The following is a 17,508-nucleotide window of genomic DNA, read 5'->3' as shown; positions in this document are numbered from 1 at the left end:
GCGTGTCGTGCGCCGTCAGGGACTCGAACCCCGGACCCGCTGATTAAGAGTCAGCTGCTCTAACCAACTGAGCTAACGGCGCCTGCTGACTCGAAAATAATACCTGGTCCGGATGAGTGCTGATGACACCCCTCGTCGCCCCGCCTTCCGAGGCCCCGGGAGAGGCCGCCGCCCCGCGCCCCCTACGCCGTCCCGCGGCCAGCTACCGCGTCCGGGACCAGCGGACCGATCCAGGCGGCGAAGGCGTCCCCCAGCTCGGCCCCGGCCGCACGGACGATCTCGTTCGGGTCCTCGGCGGCCTCCAGGCCGAAGCGCTCGCGCAGCCAGGCCCGGAACGCGGGGTTCCGCGGGCAGGGGTCGTACCCGTCCTCCTCGCCCCCGCCCTCCTCCTCGCGCTCGTCGTAGTAGTCCACGTCGTCCCAGCCGTACATCGGGGACCAGCCGGAGGCGGTGACGCTACCGCCCGTGAGTCCCGGCCCCCGGCCGCTACGAGCACCGGTCCGGCCGCTACAGCGCGAGCGACAGCAGAACGGGCGCCGCCCGGCGGCTGAGGGTGTCGGCCGCCGCCCGCAGCCGGTGCGCGTCCTCGATCGGCAGCGACAGGGCGAGGCAGCCCGCGGCGGAGCCGGCCGTCAGCGGCACGGCCGCGCAGACGGTGCCCACCGCGTACTCCTGGAGATCCAGCATGGGGACCGTGGCGGCCTGGGCGTCCAGCTGGGAGAAGAGGATCTTCTCGTTGGTGATCGTCCGGGAGGTGAGCCGGGCCGTCCGGTGCCGGGAGATGTGGTCGCGCCGCCCGTCGTGGTCGAGCTGGGCCAGCAGGCACTTGCCGACCGCGCTGGCGTGCGCGGAGGAGCGGAAGTCCACCCACTCGTTGACCGCCGGTGTCAGCGGCCCGTCCGCGACCTGCTCCACGCTGATCTCGCCGTCGACATAGCGGCTGAGATAGACCGCCGCGCCGACGGAGTCGCGCAGCTCGGCCAGGGCGTGCTGGAGGCGGTCCTCCAGTGCCTGGCGGCGGGCCGCCCCGGAGCCGAGCAGCAGCAGCGAGGCGCCGATGACGTACGCGCCGTCGCTGATCTGCTCCACGTACCCCTCGCGGCGCAGGGTGAGGAGCAGGGAGGCGAGGTGGCCGGTCGGCAGCCCCGTCTCGCGGGAGATCTGGGCATCGGTCACGCCGTTGCCGTGCTGGGAAACCGTTTCGAGCACGCGCAGGGCGTACTGCACCGAGTGGAATGGCGCGGTCGGCTCGGGCTTCAACGCCACGGTGTCCCCCTACCAGGTTGTGACCGCAAGCTTTCGCCCCACGATAGCCGCCGAAACCCCCGCACGGGGCGGCAGTTGACGAGCCAGTGGGCGCGCCCCGGAGCTGTCAACTGGGGCGCACCCGTCTGGCATATGCCAACGTCATGGGCGGAACCGCAACTGCGAGGTCACAGCACCGCGTTGAGGAACTCGCGCGTACGTTCGTGTGACGGATCGGAGAAGATTTTTTCCGGGGATCCGGCCTCCACGACCCGCCCCGCGTCGAACATCAGCACCTTCTCCGAGACATCCCGGGCGAAGTTCATCTCGTGGGTCACGCAGAGCATGGTGATGTCGGTGTTCCGGGCGATGTCCCCCAGCAGCTCCAGCACGCCCGCCACCAGCTCCGGGTCGAGCGCCGACGTCACCTCGTCCAGGAGCAGGATCTCCGGCTCCATGGCCAGGGCTCGGGCGATGGCGACCCGCTGCTGCTGGCCGCCGGAGAGCTGCGAGGGATGGGCGTCGACCTTGGCGGAGAGGCCGACCAGGTCCAGCAGTTCCCGGGCCCGCACCTCGGCCTCCTCGCGGCTCTTGCCGAGCACGCTGACCGGGGCCTCGGTGATGTTCTCGATCACCTTCATGTTCGGGAAGAGGTTGAACTGCTGGAAGACCATCCCGATCTTCTTCCGGGACTCGCGCAGCTGCTTCTCGCCCGCGGGCTTCAGCGAACCGTCCGGGGCCCGTACGTGGGTCAGCGGTGAGCCGTTGACCCAGATCACCCCGTCGCTGACCTTCTCCAGCGTCATCAGCAGCCGCAGGATCGTGGTCTTGCCCGAGCCGCTGGGCCCGATCAGGGTGACGTGCTCGCCGCGGTCCACGGTGAAGTCCAGCTCGTCCAGGACCACATGGTCGCCGTAGCGCTTCACCACCTTGTCGAACCGCACCAGCGGCTCGCCCGTGCGCGCGGCGGCCGGGGCGGCGTCCTCGGGAGCTGCGGCCGGCCCCGGCGACTCCGTCTTCTTCAGGGGGAGGGGTTCAGTGGCCAAGGCGCTTCTCCAGCTTTCTCATCAACAGCGACGTGGGGTAGCTCGCGACCAGGAAGATCAGGCCGGCGAGGGTGAACACCTCGGTGTACGCGAACTGCTCGGCCCCGTACTTCCGGGCCTCGAAGACCATCTCCTGCACCGTGATCACGGCGAGGAACGGCGTCTCCTTGAACATCGAGATCGCGTAGTTCCCGAGCGCGGGCAGCACGTTGCGCACCGCCTGCGGCAGGATCACGGCCTGCCAGGTGCGCCGGGGCGACAGCGACAGCGCGCGGCACGCCTCCCACTGGCCCTTCGGCACCCCGTCGATCCCGGCCCGGTAGACCTCGGAGGTGTACGCGGCGTAGTGGACGCCCAGCACGGTGATGCCGATGTACAGCGGCTCCACCGTGTTGAACAGGGCGGCTGCTCCCACCAGTTGGACCAGCAGCGGGGTGGAGCGGACGAACTCCGTGACGAGCCGCACCGGGACCGTCACGAACCTGCTGGGCGCGCGCCCGGCCATCGCGACGACCAGTCCCAGCACGGCCGCCACGAGGGTGCCGAGCACCGTGGCGAGCAGGGTGACCTTGAACCCCTCCAGGAGGAGCGGCAGGGACTCCCCGACGGCGTTCCAGTCGAAGCCGTTCACCGGGTACCTCCCACGGCGGTCGTGGCCGCGCTGCGGCTCCTGAACAGGCTCTTCGCGCCGGTGTCCAGGCCGAGCCGCCGCTTGGCGCTCCGCTCCAGCAGATTCATCAGCATCGTCAGCGCGTACGCCAGGACGAAGTAGGCGGCCAGCAGGGTCAGATAGGCGGTGAGGGTCTCACCGGTACGGTCGCGCAGCTGCTGGATCACCGTCATCAGATCGGCGGCGGAGATCAGCCACAGCAGCGGGGTCGCCTTCAGCAGCTGGATCAGCAGATTGGTGAAGCTCGGGATCATCTGCACCCAGGCCTGCGGCAGGATCACCTTCCACAGCCGCCTGGACGGGCTCAGGTTGAGCGCGATCGCCGCCTCGTACTGCCCGCGCGGTACGGAGTTGATCGCGCCCCGCACCACTTCTGCCCCGTAGGCACCGAAGTTGAGGCCGAACGCGACCACGCCGCAGACGACCGGGGTCAGTTCGTAGCCGGTCAGCAGCGGCATCGCGTAGTAGAGCCAGAACAGCTGGATGTAGAGGGAGGTGCCCCGGAAGAACTCCACGACCACCCGGGAGACCCCGCGGGCCAGGAGCAGCCGGCTGCCCGCCATCAGCCCGAGTGCGAAGGCCAGCACCCCTGCCAGCAGCGCGCCCAGGACCGTGGCCTGGAGCGTCACCCACAGGCCCGAGCGGACCCGGGGGAACTCCTCGACGAGGAGGGAGAAGAAGTCAGTCATGCGTGCGCGTCCGCCCCGTCAGCCCTTGCACAGATCCGCGGTCTTCAGGTCGGCGGGCGGGATCTCCGTCTCCCCGAACCCGTACGGCTCCAGCAGCTGCACATAGCGGGAGCGGTCCGACACGATCTTCTTCAGTTCGCGGTTGAAGGAGTCCCGCAGGTCCTCGTTGCCCTTGCGGAAGACCGCCCCGCCGGGGGAGAACTGCTCCTTGCCGTCCAGCTGCGGCACGAACGCCTCGGTGACCTCGGTGTCCGGGTTGGTCTTCGCCAGCCAGCGGAGCGAGATGCCGGTGAGCAGGAAGGCGTCGACCCGGCCGCCCTTGACGGCGTCGGCCCCGTCCTGCGGCTTCTGCAGCGTCTTGATCTTGTCCTCGGCTATGCCGGCGCCCTTGGCGTAACTGCCCTCGACCGCACCCGACATCACGCCGACGGTGATCCCCGCCTCCTTCGCGGAGGCCAGATCGGTGATCTTCTTCGGGTTGCCCTTCTTCACCATCAGCGCGGTCGGCGAGATGAACTCCGGCTCGGAGAAGATGGCGTTGCCGCAGCGCTCCGGGGTGATGGCCATGCCCGCGCTGACCACGTCGTACTTCCCGGCCTGGAGTCCGGGGATCAGCCCGTCCCACTCGGAGAGCGTCGGCTTCAGCTCGTCCACCCCGAGCGCCTTGAAGATCTCCCGGTGCAGTGTCGGGGCCTCGCCCTTGAGCTCCTTGCCCTCCAGATACCCGTACGGGGCCTCGTTCGCGTAGGCCACCCGTACGAAGCCCTGCTTGCGGAGCTTGTCCAGGGCGCCCTCGCCGGTCGCGGATCCGGAGTCGGTCTTGCTGCATGCGGTGAGGAGGCCGGGAACGACGAGGAGGCCGCCCACGGCCGCCGATCCGTTGAGGAAACCCCGGCGGGACAGGTTCGGGAATTCAGCCATGGTTCGCAATCTCCTGGAGGTCGAACAGTCCGGACAGAGTGACCCCCTGCCCGATCCCGTACGTCTATGCGGGAAGCCGGAGGCATGTAACCCAACAGTGGCCGGAAGGTGACCTTCCCGTGCCCGAAGGAGGCGGAGTGCGACCGGGAGTGTGCGGGGCGTGTTCCCCGGTGGCGAAGGCTTCATGACAGTGAGTCAGTGAGAAGCCGGTCACTCCGTGCGGCGCGTCAGTGTGCGGGGCCGTCCTCGGGGAGGTCGGTCGACGGAACGTAACCGAGGGCCTTGTCGACCGTGTTCGGCAACGGCAGGCCGCGCGACCACTGTTCGTACATCGCCACGAAACGCTCGCCCAACCGGTCGCGCCAGCCCGCGGTGTTCCCGCCCAGGGCCGGTGTCAGGACGAGCCCCGGGACGTCCCACAACGGGCTCCCGGGGGCCGGTGTCTCCTCCTGGAAGGTGCTGAGCGCCGCCCCCGCGAGCCAGCGGCGGTTCAGCGCGTCCACCAGATCGGCCTCGACCACCGTCGCCGCGCGCCCCGCGCCGATGAACCGTGCCGACGGCTGGAGCAGCCCGAAGAACCGGCTGTCGAACATCCCGCGCGTCGACTCCGTGAGCGGGACGGCCGCGATCACCCAGTCCGCCCGCGCGGCCAGCCGGTCCAGAGCCGCCACCCCGTGGATCGTGCGCCGGGCCGTCCGCCCCACCAGCGCCACGGTGAGCCCCAGGCCGTGCAGCAGCCGGGTGATCTCCCGGCCGATCGGTCCCGCGCCCACGACCAGCGCCCGCGAACCGGCGACCCGCTGCCCCTCCCGGTCGTGCGGACGCCGCTGCCGCCGGCACTCCAGGACGCCGGGGAGATCCGTGGCGAAGGCCAGCACCAGACCCGCCGCGCACTCCGCGACCGACCGCTCGAAAACGCCCCGCGCGTTGGTGAGGACGGTGTCGGACGCGACCAGCTCCGGGCAGAGCAGCCGGTCCACGCCCGCGCTCGCCGTGTGCACCCAGCGAGGCCGGGCCCCCGGTCCGGGCCAGGCGTTCCGTACCGCGTCGGACGCGAGGTCCCACACGAGCAGGACGTCGGCGGCCGGGAGCAGCCCGGCGAGCGAGGAGGCGTCCGCGTACCGCACGTCCACCCGGCCGGTCAGCCGGCCGAGCCGCGGGGAGGGCGCGGCGTCGAGGACGAGCAGGACGGGACCCGGCATCGCTGGTCAGCCCTCCGTGACGGAACGGACGTACGGATCCGCCCACGCTCGCAGCAGGCTCCCCCTCCGTCAACGAGGCCCGGCCGCGCGCCCCGGTGCCCGCTCGGGGGAATACTGGGAACAAGTCGGGGCAAGAGTGACCGGTCGCGCGGTCACGGCCGCCGGAGCGTCCGGACGGCCCGCAGCGACCCGTAGCGGGGTCGCCCACCGTGCGGCGAGCCGTCGACGCACAGGAAGGGTGGACATGACGACCGTAGGACTTCTCTACCCGGGCCACGCCGCCGAGGACGACTTCCCACGGACCGAGATCCTGCTCGACACCGACATCCGGCTGCCCCTGTTCTCGACCGAGACGGGAGAGGACGCCTACCGCGCCGACGCGCTGCGCGAGCAGGGCGCCCCCGCCCGGATCGCCGAGGGCGTCGAGGAACTGCGTCTCGCCGGGGCCGAGGCGCTGCTGTGGGCCTCCAGCGGCGGCAGCTTCGGGCAGGGCTGGAAGGGCGCCCACGAGCAGGTCGCCACGCTCGCCCGGAGCGCGGGCCTGCCCGCCTCCAGCACCTCGATCGGCTTCGTCCACGCGCTGGGGGAGCTGGGCGCCGGCCGGGTCGCCGTCGCCGCCCCCTACCCCGAGGGCGTCACCGGACTCTTCGTGGAGTTCCTGGCGTCGGCGGGCGTCGAGGTGGTGGCCGCCGCGTCCGGCGGGGCCGCCTCCTCGGCCGAGGCCGGGTCCTGGGTCCCGGAGCGGGTGAAGGGGCTGGCGCGGGAGGCCGACCACCCGGACGCCGAGGTGGTGCTGATCCCGGACACCTCCCTGCACACCGCCGCGTACGTCCCCGAGCTGGAGGAACTGCTCGGCAAGCCCGTCCTCACGGCGAACCAGGTCACGGTGTGGGAGGGGCTGCGCCTCGCCGACCGCCGGACGTGGGCGCCCCTGCTGGGCACCTTGTTCGCCACCCGTGAGCCGGTCCTGAGGTCGCTGGAGCCGAAAGGCATCGAGGTACGGGAGTAGCCTCGGCATCCGGCCTTGGGGACTCGGCGCCCGGGTGATGTGCGGGAATAAGCGGAGCCATCCTCCTGTTGCACCCTTCCGATACGCAGCCGTACGACAGCAGCACCGGGAGAGGCCGACACGTGGACGAGATCCGAGGCGACGAGACCCGCAGCGACACGAGGGGTGACGTGACCGGGGGCGCGAGCGGCGGCCCGGCCGACGCCGACGGAATCCGGGGCGTCGCAGCCGGAACGGCCGCCGTTCCGCTGTCCGTCCTCGATCTGGTCACCGTCGGGCAGGGCCGCACCGCGACCCAGGCCCTGCGCACCAGCGTGGACATCGCGAAGCTCACCGAGAGCCGAGGCTTCCACCGCTTCTGGGTCGCCGAACACCACTCCATGCCCGGGGTCGCCTCGTCCTCCCCGGCCGTGATCCTGGCGCACATCGCCGCCCACACCGAGCGCATCCGGCTCGGCTCCGGCGGGGTCATGCTGCCCAACCACGCGCCGCTGGTGATCGCCGAGCAGTTCGGCACCCTGGAGGCGATGGCCCCGGGCCGGGTCGACCTGGGCCTGGGCCGGGCCCCGGGCACCGACGGCGCGACGGCGGCGGCTCTGCGCCGCAGCGACCGGCTCAACGAAGGGGCCGAAGACTTCCCGCAGCAGCTCATGGAGCTGATCCGGTTCCTGGACGACGACTTCCCCGACGGGCACCCGTACGCCCGGATCCACGCCGTGCCGGGCCCGGTCCAGGCGACCGCCCCCGGCGGCGTGCAGTCCGCGCACCGGCCGCCCGTCTGGCTGCTGGGCTCCTCCGGCTTCAGCGCGCGGCTGGCCGGCACGCTGGGGCTGCCGTTCGCCTTCGCGCACCACTTCTCCGCGCAGAACACCATCCCCGCGCTCGACCTGTACCGCGAGTCCTTCCGGCCCTCCGCCGTGCTGGACGCCCCGTACGCCGTGATCGGGGTCTCGGCGCTGGCCGCCGACGACGAGCGCGAGGCCCGCCGCCAGGTGCTGACCGGCGCCCTGTCCATGGTCCGGCTGCGCACCGGCCGACCGGGGCTGATTCCCAGCCCCGAGGAGGCGGCGGCGTACGACTTCTCCCCGATGGAGCGGGAGTTCGTCGACGGCTGGCTCGCCAACGTGATCCACGGCACCGCCGACGAGGTCCGCGGCGGCCTCGACGACCTGGCCAAGCGGACCGGCGCCGACGAGCTGATGATCACCGCCAACGCGCACGGCGGCGAGGCCCGGCTGCGCAGCTACGACCTGATCGCGGACGCGTACGGCCTGCCCGCGGCCCCGTAGCGGCGCCCGGGGTCCCGGCCGGGGGCGTCCGCCCTCCAGTGGCCGGGATCCGACCGGTCACGCTCAGCCCTCCAGCGGCCGGGACCCGATCAGCCCGGCGATCTGCTCCGGCGCCACGGCCCGCGAGTACAGCCACCCCTGCCCGGTGTCGCAGCCGATCCGCCGCAGCCGCTCCGCCTGTCCGGCCGTCTCCACGCACTCCGCGGTGACGGTCAGGCCCAGGCGGTGCGCCAGCTGCACCATGGCCTCCACGATCGTCTCGTCGGCCGGGCTCGGATGCGTACCGTCCTCGTACCGGAAGCCCTTCACGAAGGCCCCGTCCAGCTTCAGCACGGAGACGGGCAGCCTGCTGAGGTAGGCGAGGTTCGAATAGCCGGTCCCGAAGTCGTCGATGGCGATCCGTACGCCCATGTCGCTCAGCGCCTGGAGCGCCCGCAGCGGGCGGCCGCCCGAACCCATCACCGCCGACTCGGTCAGCTCCAGCTGGAGCAGCCCCGGGGCCAGCCCGGTCTCGGCCAGGATCCGGTCCACGTCGGCGACCAGGTCGGAGTCCCAGACCTGCCGTACGGCGACGTTGACGCTGATGAACAGCGGCGGCTCGTCCGGGTGGTCCAGCTGCCAGCGCCGCGCCTGCCGGCACGCGGTGCGCAGCACCCACCGGCCGAGCTGGACGATCGAACCGTCCTCCTCGGCGATCTGGACGAACCGATTCGGCGGCAGCACGCCGAACTGCGGATGGTTCCAGCGCACCAGCGCCTCGACGCCGCGCAGCACCCCGTCCGCCATCCCGACCAGCGGCTGGTACTCCAGCGTGAACTCGCCCCGCTCCACGGCGGGCCGGAGCGTGGAGGAGAGGGACTGCCGGGTCATGCGGTGGGCGTTGCGCTCGGGGTCGAACAGGGTCCAGCGGGCCTTGCCGTCCGCCTTCGCCCAGTACAGCGTGGTGTCGGCGGCCTGCATCAGACCGGTGGGCGAGGTGCCGGCCGCCGCCCTTTCGACCACCCCGATCGACGCGGAGACCGAAAGTCGCTGTCCGGCGAGGTCGAACGGCTGCTGGAGCGCGGCGAGGACCGAGCGGGCCAGCTCGGCGAGTTCCTCCGTGCCCGCCGAGTCCTCGACCAGGATCGCGAACTCGTCGCCGCCCAGGCGCGCCACCAGCCGGCTGCCGCCGGGGTTGCGGGAGGCGTCGTTCTCGGCGCAGTCGGTGAGCCGCGCGGCGACGGCGGCCAGCAGCCGGTCCCCGGTCCGGTGCCCCAGGGTGTCGTTGATCGCCTTGAAGCCGTCCAGATCCAGGTAGCAGAGCCCGATCCGGGCGTGCTGCCGCGGCGGCATGGAGTCGTCCTGGTACGGCGGGGTCTCCAGGGCCGAGGCGAGGCGCTCGAAGAACAGCGTCCGGTTGGGCAGCCGGGTCACCGGGTCGTGCATCTGGAGGTGGCGCAGCCGCTCCTGGAGCTCCCGCCGGTCGCTGACGTCCGCGACCGTCAGCAGGACCCGGGCCGGCTCCGCCGCCGACGCTCCGGTCATCGGCACGACGGTGATCTCGGCCCACAGGGAGCGCCCGTCGGGGTGCTTGAGGCGGCGGGTGCAGCGGAACCGGGAGCGGCGGCCCAGCAGGACCTCGCGATAGGCGTGCCAGGTGCGGTCGTCGGACGCGAGGTCGAGCAGCTCGCTCGCCTGCCGCCCGGCGAGGACCGCCGCCGCGGTGCCCAGGAGCCCGCCGAGCGCCTCGTTGGCCCGTACGACGTGGCCCCGGCCGTCGACGACGCCCATGGGGAGCGTGGCGGCGTTGAAGGCGGCCCGGTAGTCGCGCAGTTCGGAGGCGGTGGGACCGCCGTCGGCGGGGGGCGGGGCCGCGGAGCCCGGGTCCCCGGGCGCCGGGCCCGTGACCGCTGGGTTCGTGGTCGGTGGGCCCGTGACCGTTGGTTCCGTGACCGTTGGTTCCGGGACCGCCGGGCCCGTGACCGCCGGGCCCGTGACCGGTGGTTCCGTGACCGTTGGGTTCGTGGTCGGTGGGTCCAGGACCGTTGGGTCCATGACCGTGGGGTCCATCGCCGTCGTATGACGCTCCGTGACCGGCGCGGGGGGCACGCCGGAGGCCGTGCCTGCCGGGGCGCTCGGCCCTTCGGAGGTTCCGCTCACCGCTCGCTCCCGCTGTGAAGGTCGTCGTGAACTGGTGGGGTCGGACTGGCCACCGGGTGGCGGTCCCGTGAACGGGCCCATTCCACGCGGGAAAGCGTGGTGAAGCATAGAGGGTGCCGCGTCGGCCGTTCCAGCTCACCGTCCGGTCCGGGCCATCGCGCGGGTCCGCGAGGTGACGGGAGTAGTCGTTCCGCTTTGCCCGATCCTGATCATTTCTGTGCGGATCTGTTTCATCGGATGGCCTAGATGGTCGACGGTGACGTTCCGTGAAGGTGTGGGCGGCGCTTTTGGTCGCTGACCCGTGTGGGGCAGCACAACAGGGCGTGGCGTGGTGAAGCGGCACAGGGTGGACGGGATGGACCGTGTTTCCCCACCCGGAGGTCGATGTGCCGTGCCGTCGCGGACCCGGGGGAGCGGAACGGCCGCCGCTGCGCAGTCTGGCCGCCGCCGCCACCTCCCTCCTGGCGCTCGCCGCCACGTCCCTCGTCGCGGGCCCCGCCGCGGCCGCCATGGAGGACGCCACCCCCTGCGCCCTGCCCCGGACGGCGGCGCACCACTCGCTCGGCCTGAACACCTGGAACGCGGCGTACCCGCGCCCCGACCGGGGGCTCGACGCGGTCATGATCTTCCTGTCCTTCCCGGACTCCCGGCCCGCGCTCACCCCCGAGGCGCTCACCGCCGACCACTTCCCCGCCACGACCCGCTTCTTCGAGCGCGCCAGTTATGGCCGGTTCACCCTGCGCCCCCATCCGCAGCGGACCTGGACGCAGATGCCGCGCGACTCCACCTGGTACGGCATAGAGCGTGACTGGAACGCCGAGCGGCGGACCGCCTACCTGCGCGACGCCATCGACGCCGCCGACCCGGACGTGGACTTCTCCCGGTACGACGTCGTCTATCTGGTTGCCGACCCGGACGCCCCCGGCGTCGACTCCGACGCCACCAAGGTCGTCAACTTCGACCGGCCGCTGCGCGCCGACGACAGCGACATCCGGCGCGTCGTCACCGTCTTCGAACAGCACCCGCCCGACCGCAACGTCCTCGCCCACGAGACCGGACACGTCTTCGACCTCGCGGACCTCTACCACCGGCCCACCGACGGCAAGGGCGACTGGGACACGCATGTCGGCGACTGGGACGTCATGGGCAGCCAGTTCGGCCTCGCCCCGGACCTGTTCGGCTGGCACAAGTGGAAGCTCGGCTGGCTCGGCGGACGCCAGGTCGTCTGTGTCCAGGGCTCGGCCGACCTCACCCTCGAACCGGTCGCCGCCGCCCCGGTCCCCGGCGGGTCGATCGGGACCCGGCTCGCCGTCGTCCGCACCGGTGCCGGCAGTGTCCTGGCCATCGAGGCCCGCAGCGCCACCGGGAACGACCGGGACACCTGCGCCGAGGGCATCCTGATCTACCGCGTCCGCAGCGAGACGGCCTCGGGCGGCGGGCCCGTCGAGGTGGTCGACACCCACCCGGACACCGGGGCCTGCTGGGACCGCTCGGTCTACCCGCCGCTGGCCGACGCCCCGCTCGCCGTCGGGGAGACCTTCACCGTGCCGGGCGACGACACCCGCGTCGAGGTCGCCGACCGCACCCCGTCCGGTTCCTGGACCGTCCGGATCACCACCGGCGTCCGGAACAGCCCCGCGGAGAGCCCCGGGGAGGAGCTCGCCGCACACGGGTGAACGAAGAAGCCCCCCGCTTCCGCGGGGGGCTTCTTCCGTCTGTGCGCCGTCAGGGACTCGAACCCCGGACCCGCTGATTAAGAGTCAGCTGCTCTAACCAACTGAGCTAACGGCGCCTGGTGACGTCGTAGACATTAGCACCCTGATCCGCCCGAGGAAAAATCGAATGTGCGGCACCCGGGGACGCCGCGGACCGGCTCACCCGCACACACGCCCAGAGCAGCACATCGGGGCCCGGGAGCCAGGGATTACGGGTGTCGGGGGCGACCACCCAACGCGGCCCACTCTCGGACGACGCGCAGGTCAGCGGCGGTACGGTCACGGCGTCTCCGGTGCCGTGACAGAGCAGGGGCGGCACCGTGCCGCGCTGCTTCCCGGAGTCTCCGGCGCCTCCGGAACCGCTGGTTCCCCACTCCTCCCAGGCGAGCAGCGAGGGCAGCCGCTGGGCCGTTCCGGGGGCGGCGAACAGCAGCATCCGGCCCCGGTGCGTGGCGACCGGGCCGGAGCCGGGCCCCTCGGCCCAGAGCTGCTCCAGCATCCGCCGCCCGAACAGCGCCGGCACGTTCACGACGTCGAAAGCGGAACCGCAGGGGAGTACTCCGGGGGCCTTGGGGCGCTCCTCCCAGTGGGCGAGCGTGCTGCGCGGATAGGGGGCGGCCCCCGCCAGCCAGGCGGCGCCGGCCGCCGTGACCTGTGCGGCCTGGGGGCCGGACTGGTCCCGCAGCAGGGCGAAGATGTCGACGCCGTGGTGCGGGGCGGCACCGGCTTGCAGGGTCGTTTCGTCTTTCAGCCATGCGCTCATGCAGCAAGGTCTACCGGGAGTGACGGAAAGGATTCCGAGAGTTGCCGGAAACCGGGACAGGCCGGGAGGGGGAGGGGTATCTTGCCCGCCGGAATATGCCACGGGACCTGACCCCCGGCCTGGCGCACCGGCATCCGCCCCATCCGTCCCACCAGCCCCGCCCGCCTCACCGGCCCTGTCCGCCCCACAGGTCACATCGGCACCACAGGTCCCACCGCCACCAGCGGCCTTGTGGGCCCCATGGGGCACGGGGTATGAGTGATGAGCCTCGGGCCACGGGCGCACGGGTAACGGGCCTCCGGCCATGGGCCACGTGGGTCAGGCTCTGGGCGCGTCCAGCAGGGAGCGGCCGAACTCGATCATCTTCTTCGCGTAGTCCTCGGTCCACTCCGCGCGCTCCGCGACGTCCGCCGCGGTCAGCCGGTCGAACCGGCGCGGGTCGGCGAGCTGGGCCGCCGCCATCGCCTGGAACTCCACCGACCGGTCCGTCGCCGCCCGGAAGGCCTGCGTCAGCTCGGTCGCACGGGCCAGCAGCTCACGGGGGTCCTCCACCGACTCCAGGTCGAAGAAGTGCTCCGGATCCGCCGTGGCCTGAGACGGCTCGAAAAGCAGCGGCGCGGGGCGCAGCCGCTGCCGTTCGTTCCGCTCGGACTGTGTCATGTGGTGTTCCTCCCTCGGACGACCTGATGACCGGAAGATCCGGACGGCCACCCTCCATTGTCCAACCCCGCGCAAGGGTGCCGGGGCGTGCGGCGGGGGCGCGGGGGTGCGCCTCCCACGCGGAGCGGCACGCGTCCCCGGCTCAGGGCCGCCACCGGACCCGGCGTTCCGAGAGGTGGGCCAGCACCGCGTGGTTCGCCTCCCAGCCGTCGGGGAACTTCACCGTGACGCCCAGCTGGACCGGCTCCGTGGACGGGTGCTCGTCCAACAGGTCCGCCACCCCCTCCCGGCACACCACGATGCAGGCGTGCCGGTGCCGCGAGGCCAGCACGCACAGGCGGCCCGTCTCCAGGTGGAACGCGGTCGCGTCGGGCCGCCCCGACAGCGGGTGCAGCACCACCGTGACGTCGAATTCGCGGCCCTGGAGGCGGTTGGCCGTGTCCACCGCCACCCCCGTGACGCCCAGCTCCGTGAGGGCCGCCCGCACCGCCGCCGCCTGGTCCCGGTGGGCCGTGCCGACCGCCACCCGGTCCGCCGTCACCGGCACCGGCTCCTCGGCCCGCTCGCTCGTCGCGACCCCGCCCCGGTCCAGCAGCCGCCGGACCACCAGTGCCACCGCCCGTACTGCCTCGGGATCGGTGCGCGGGGTGTGCCGGGCGGGCAGCTCCAGCAGGCCCCACCCGGACTCCGCCGCCTCGTCCAGCACCCGGTCGGGCCCCGAACCGTCCGACGCCACCCCGAAGGAGAGCTTCCGGTCCCCGTGGTCCGTACCGCTGCGGAAGGGCGTGTACGGGTAGAACGCGTCCGACACCAGCGGGGCCGCCGACGCCGGGAGCCGCCACGACACCGGCAGCCGGTGCTGCGGCAGCTCCGGATTGTGCGCGAGCAGCGTGGACACCGCGCTCGCGGACGGGTCGTAGCTCAGTCCCGCCCACTGGTCGGCGCCGACGATCGAGAACGGGTCCAGCTGGCCCGGGTCCCCGACGAACAACGCCCGCTCGAACAGCCCGGCCACGGCCAGCAGCGCGTCCGAGCGCATCTGGTACGCCTCGTCGACGATCGCGTGCCCCCACGGCTCCACGTTCTTCACGTGCGCCCACTTGGCGGCCGTCGAGATCACCACGTCGAGCCCGGCCAGATCCGCGGCCTTCGCCGACTTCGTGACGTTGGCGAGCCCGTCCAGGACCTTGTCGTACGGGTCGGAGTCGCTGCTGTGGAGCCGGCCGACCGGCAGCTCCGGGTCCTTCTCCGCGAGCCGCACCACCAGGTCGTCGACCTGGGCGTTGGTCTGCGCGATCACCATCAGCGGATGCCCGGCGGCGGCCAGCTCCAGGGCCGCCCGGACCACCAGCGTCGACTTCCCGGCGCCGGGGGGCGAGTCCACGACGATGCCCCGGGCGCTGCCGCGGAGGGTGTCGTCGAGGATCGCGCCGGTCGCGCGCGCCGCCTCCGCGCCCGGGTCGAAGACGGTCCTCACAGCAGGTCCTCCGGGGTCACGGGGTCGGGATGCTCCGCGCGGGTCGCGGCGTCCGCGCCCGGCGGGCCGCCGTGGGTCCACGGCGTCTCCTCCGGGTCCGGAAGCTTCGGGCCGCCCCGCTGGTCGTGCTCGAACAGGGTCCAGGCGATCCGCTCCCCGGGCTCCGGCACCGAACCGGGCGCGGGCTCCTTGCCCCGGCCCATCCGGTCCAGGACCCGCAGCACCAGCGGAACCTCACCGTCGTCGGCCGGGGGCCCGTCCGCGTACCGCACGAACTCCGCCGTCTGCGGCTTGCCCTCCAGCGAGCGGTAGACCTTCGTCCGCTCGCCCAGGTGCGGACGCTCGTCCGTGCGGACGGTGACCAGCGGGCGCGGGGAGGGCAGCTTGGACTCGGTGTACGCCATCTCCACCTCGGACACCGTGGCGAGGAACGCCTCGCCCGCCAGCCGCCGCCCCGCCAGCACCAGCGGATCGTCCAGCGCCTCCTGCGCCTCCAGCTGGGCCTGGGCGGTCTCCCGGGAGGCCAGCTTCTGGGCCGCCGTCACCGCGTCGTCGCGGCGCGGCTGCGGCGGCTCGCCCGAGCGCACCCGGTCCCGGTGCGCGGTGAACGACCACCGGTCCCGGGTCCAGCGGTCCTCGGCCCGGGACCCCTCGGGCAGCTCCCGCAGCAGGTCGAGACCCCGCCAGACCGCGTCCCAGGTCGGCAGCATGACCCGCGCCAGCAGCGAGCGGATCTCCCGCTCGGCGGCGCTCAGCTCACCGAGGCGGGCATCGGCGGCGAGCCCGTCCTCGGCAGACGCGAGCGCCGTGCGCGCCCGGTCGTACCGCTCGATCGCCGGGGCGAGGAGGCGGTTGTCGAAGTCCGGGTCGGTGGCCGGACCCGCCGGCGGACACAGCAACTGGCCGTCCCCGTCCCGGGCCAGCTCGGCCCGGAGCGCGGCCTCGGCCCCCGAGGAGCCGGCCGGCGGGTCGATCCAGGCCAGCAGCGCGCCCAGGTGCTGGTCCTCCAGACTGCTCTGCCCGGTCGCCCAGTGCCGGTTCAGCAGATCCGTGACGGCGGGCAGCAGCGAGGAGCCGGGCACCCGGGCCCGCTCCCCGTAGTGCGTCAGCCAGCGGCCGAGCAGCGGTACCCGCGCCGGGGCCGGATACGGGGTGTCCGGATCGTCCTCGGCGGTGCGCCGGAACCGCATGGACCGGCCCAGCAGCCGGACGAACTCGACGCCCGCCCGGCTCGGCACGATCAGCTGCGCGGCGTCCGTGCACAGCTCGACCTCGACCTTGGTCTTCTTGCCGGTCGCCGGGTCCGTCTCCTTGCGCTCGGCGGGCTCGACGACGTCCGCGTACGCCTCGATGTGCGGGAGGACCGCCTCCGCCAGCTCGGCCAGGAACGTGAACCGCAGGTCCCGGTCGCGGGGCTGGGCGACGGCCAGCAGCCTGGGCGCCTCCCGGTCCGTGCCCACCAGCGCCCCGAGCGGGGCCCCGGCCTCACCGGCGGTGGTCAGCGGCACCAGCACGAGCGGCCGGTCGGTGAGATGACGGTGCCGGACGGTCGCCAGCGGCTGGGCGCGGCCGGTGTCGACGGCCTCCAGCCGGGCCAGGGTGGTGATCAGCGACATGCGGCCGCACCCTCCGGCGCGACGGCCCCGGCGCGTGCGGCGGAGGCGCTCTCCAGCGCCTCGGCGCGCAGGGCGGCGGCCCGGCGCAGCGCGGCGACCGTCGGATCGGCGGGATCGCCCTCCTTGCCCGCGGCGGCGGCCAGCACCCCGGCCACCGTGGTCAGCCCGCCCAGCTCACCGCGCACACTGCGGCCCAGCGTCTCCACGGCCCCCTCGGCCCGGGACCTGGCCCGGCAGTGGAAGGCCAGCTCGCAGGCGGCCAGGCACTCCGGGGCGTAGGCCGGGGGCACCGCCGCCACGGCGGCGTCCAGCTCCTCGGGCGGGCACGCCGGATCGAACGTCGTCCCCTCCGGCAGCCCCGCCGCGATGTCCTCGACACGCGTCAGCCGGGTCAGCTGGCGGCGGGTCACGGCGCGCTGCTTGCGTACGTCCACGACGGAGGCGGTCGGCAGGTTCGAGAAGTCCTTGGGGCAGACCAGCAGCACCCGGTGCCCGACCTCCGCGCCCTCGGTGACCGCCGCGACCCGCTCCAGCGCCAGCACGTACACCGCGGCCTGCCGGGCGGCGGCGCCGACCTTCGACGGGTCGGCCGACGCGTCGATCATGGGAAACGACTTGATCTCGACCACCGTCCACCGGCCGTCGGGGTGCACCACGACCGCGTCGGGCTCCAGATAGGCGGGGGAGCCCGCCACCTCCAGGGCCAGCATCGGGTGGTCCAGCAGCGCCCAGCCGCCCGCCGCCGTGGCCTCGCGCAGCGCGAGTGCGGTGCGCGCGGCACGGCCCTCGGGACCGGCGGCGCTCAGATCGGGCGTGGCGGCGTCCCCGGCCGGTGGCCGCGCGCCGCCGCCGAGCCGCTCGTACAGCAGGCGCAGCAGCTCCGCCCCGCCGTCGGCCTTGACCTTCGCCTCGAACGCGTTGCCCCGCATGAAGGCGAACTGGGACTGCCCGAAGGGGGCGGGGGAGCCGAGCGCGGTGGCCAGCACGCCCTTGTCCACCCCGGCGCCGTCGAGCAGGGCCCGCCGCTTGCAGCCGGGATTGGCGGCGAGGGCGGCCAGGGCTCTCGC

At 73.1% G+C, this 17,508-nt stretch carries 16 protein-coding genes and 2 tRNA genes; 3 read left to right on the top strand and 15 right to left on the bottom strand.

The window, feature by feature from the left end; genetic code table 11:
- Positions 1-8: 8 nt before the first annotated feature.
- The 8 genes from ACIQRW_RS17440 to ACIQRW_RS17405 form a co-directional block, all read right to left on the bottom strand.
- Positions 9-82 (bottom strand) — tRNA-Lys (locus ACIQRW_RS17440).
- A gap of 100 nt (positions 83-182) precedes the next feature.
- Positions 183-431, bottom strand: coding sequence for a hypothetical protein (locus ACIQRW_RS17435; RefSeq protein WP_403760688.1), 249 nt, complete (start codon positions 429-431; stop codon positions 183-185).
- A 76-nt stretch (positions 432-507) separates the two neighbouring features.
- Positions 508-1,266, bottom strand: a complete 759-nt coding sequence (locus tag ACIQRW_RS17430; protein ID WP_403760685.1) for an IclR family transcriptional regulator — start codon at positions 1,264-1,266, stop codon at positions 508-510.
- Positions 1,267-1,433: 167 nt separating this feature from the next.
- Positions 1,434-2,291, bottom strand: a complete 858-nt coding sequence (gene ehuA / locus ACIQRW_RS17425; protein WP_403760682.1) for an ectoine/hydroxyectoine ABC transporter ATP-binding protein EhuA — start codon at positions 2,289-2,291, stop codon at positions 1,434-1,436.
- Entirely contained in the window at positions 2,281-2,922 is a 642-nt protein-coding gene (gene ehuD, locus ACIQRW_RS17420; RefSeq protein WP_403760679.1) for an ectoine/hydroxyectoine ABC transporter permease subunit EhuD, read from the bottom strand. Before ehuD ends, ehuA begins: the two co-directional genes overlap by 11 nt.
- Positions 2,919-3,650, bottom strand: coding sequence for an ectoine/hydroxyectoine ABC transporter permease subunit EhuC (ehuC, locus tag ACIQRW_RS17415; protein WP_403760676.1), 732 nt, complete (start codon positions 3,648-3,650; stop codon positions 2,919-2,921). Before ehuC ends, ehuD begins: the two co-directional genes overlap by 4 nt.
- Before the next feature lie 18 nt (positions 3,651-3,668).
- Positions 3,669-4,571, bottom strand: a complete 903-nt coding sequence (ehuB, locus tag ACIQRW_RS17410; RefSeq protein WP_361876010.1) for an ectoine/hydroxyectoine ABC transporter substrate-binding protein EhuB — start codon at positions 4,569-4,571, stop codon at positions 3,669-3,671.
- 227 nt (positions 4,572-4,798) lie between these two features.
- Positions 4,799-5,773, bottom strand: a complete 975-nt coding sequence (locus ACIQRW_RS17405; RefSeq protein WP_403760672.1) for an NAD(P)-dependent oxidoreductase — start codon at positions 5,771-5,773, stop codon at positions 4,799-4,801.
- Positions 5,774-6,017: 244 nt separating this feature from the next.
- Between ACIQRW_RS17405 and ACIQRW_RS17400 the strand changes: the two genes are divergently transcribed.
- Positions 6,018-6,782: a decarboxylase gene (locus ACIQRW_RS17400; protein ID WP_403760670.1), complete on the top strand. Its 765-nt coding sequence runs from the start codon at positions 6,018-6,020 to the stop codon at positions 6,780-6,782.
- A 122-nt stretch (positions 6,783-6,904) separates the two neighbouring features.
- Positions 6,905-8,071, top strand: coding sequence for an LLM class flavin-dependent oxidoreductase (locus ACIQRW_RS17395; RefSeq protein ID WP_403760667.1), 1,167 nt, complete (start codon positions 6,905-6,907; stop codon positions 8,069-8,071).
- A gap of 63 nt (positions 8,072-8,134) precedes the next feature.
- Here ACIQRW_RS17395 and ACIQRW_RS17390 read toward each other — a convergent pair whose 3' ends face one another.
- Entirely contained in the window at positions 8,135-10,210 is a 2,076-nt protein-coding gene (locus tag ACIQRW_RS17390) for an EAL domain-containing protein (protein ID WP_403760665.1), read from the bottom strand.
- Positions 10,211-10,596: 386 nt separating this feature from the next.
- Between ACIQRW_RS17390 and ACIQRW_RS17385 the strand changes: the two genes are divergently transcribed.
- Entirely contained in the window at positions 10,597-11,886 is a 1,290-nt protein-coding gene (locus ACIQRW_RS17385) for a M6 family metalloprotease domain-containing protein (RefSeq protein WP_403761054.1), read from the top strand.
- A 42-nt stretch (positions 11,887-11,928) separates the two neighbouring features.
- Here ACIQRW_RS17385 and ACIQRW_RS17380 read toward each other — a convergent pair.
- The 6 genes from ACIQRW_RS17380 to ACIQRW_RS17355 all read right to left on the bottom strand — a co-directional run bounded on the left by ACIQRW_RS17380 (position 11,929) and on the right by ACIQRW_RS17355 (position 17,439).
- Positions 11,929-12,002, bottom strand: a tRNA-Lys gene (locus tag ACIQRW_RS17380).
- Positions 11,993-12,688 (bottom strand): bifunctional DNA primase/polymerase, encoded by a 696-nt coding sequence (locus ACIQRW_RS17375; protein WP_403760662.1) that lies wholly within the window; start codon positions 12,686-12,688, stop codon positions 11,993-11,995. Before ACIQRW_RS17375 ends, ACIQRW_RS17380 begins: the two co-directional genes overlap by 10 nt.
- A 318-nt stretch (positions 12,689-13,006) precedes the next feature.
- Complete coding sequence (locus ACIQRW_RS17370; protein WP_097867676.1) at positions 13,007-13,348, bottom strand: hypothetical protein; 342 nt, start codon at positions 13,346-13,348, stop codon at positions 13,007-13,009.
- Positions 13,349-13,490: 142 nt separating this feature from the next.
- Positions 13,491-14,825 (bottom strand): AAA domain-containing protein, encoded by a 1,335-nt coding sequence (locus ACIQRW_RS17365; protein WP_403760659.1) that lies wholly within the window; start codon positions 14,823-14,825, stop codon positions 13,491-13,493.
- Entirely contained in the window at positions 14,822-16,441 is a 1,620-nt protein-coding gene (locus tag ACIQRW_RS17360) for a hypothetical protein (protein WP_403760656.1), read from the bottom strand. The genes ACIQRW_RS17365 and ACIQRW_RS17360 overlap by 4 nt, the downstream gene beginning before the upstream one ends.
- Positions 16,432-17,439, bottom strand: a complete 1,008-nt coding sequence (locus tag ACIQRW_RS17355) for a hypothetical protein (RefSeq protein ID WP_403761051.1) — start codon at positions 17,437-17,439, stop codon at positions 16,432-16,434. The genes ACIQRW_RS17360 and ACIQRW_RS17355 overlap by 10 nt, the downstream gene beginning before the upstream one ends.
- Between the last annotated feature and the right edge of the window lie 69 nt (positions 17,440-17,508).

This window comes from Streptomyces sp. NPDC091287 (assembly GCF_044768525.1).
Lineage (GTDB): Bacteria > Actinomycetota > Actinomycetes > Streptomycetales > Streptomycetaceae > Streptomyces.
The sequence above is the reverse complement of the archived record's forward strand: the minus strand, read 5'-3'. Positions and strand labels throughout refer to the sequence as shown.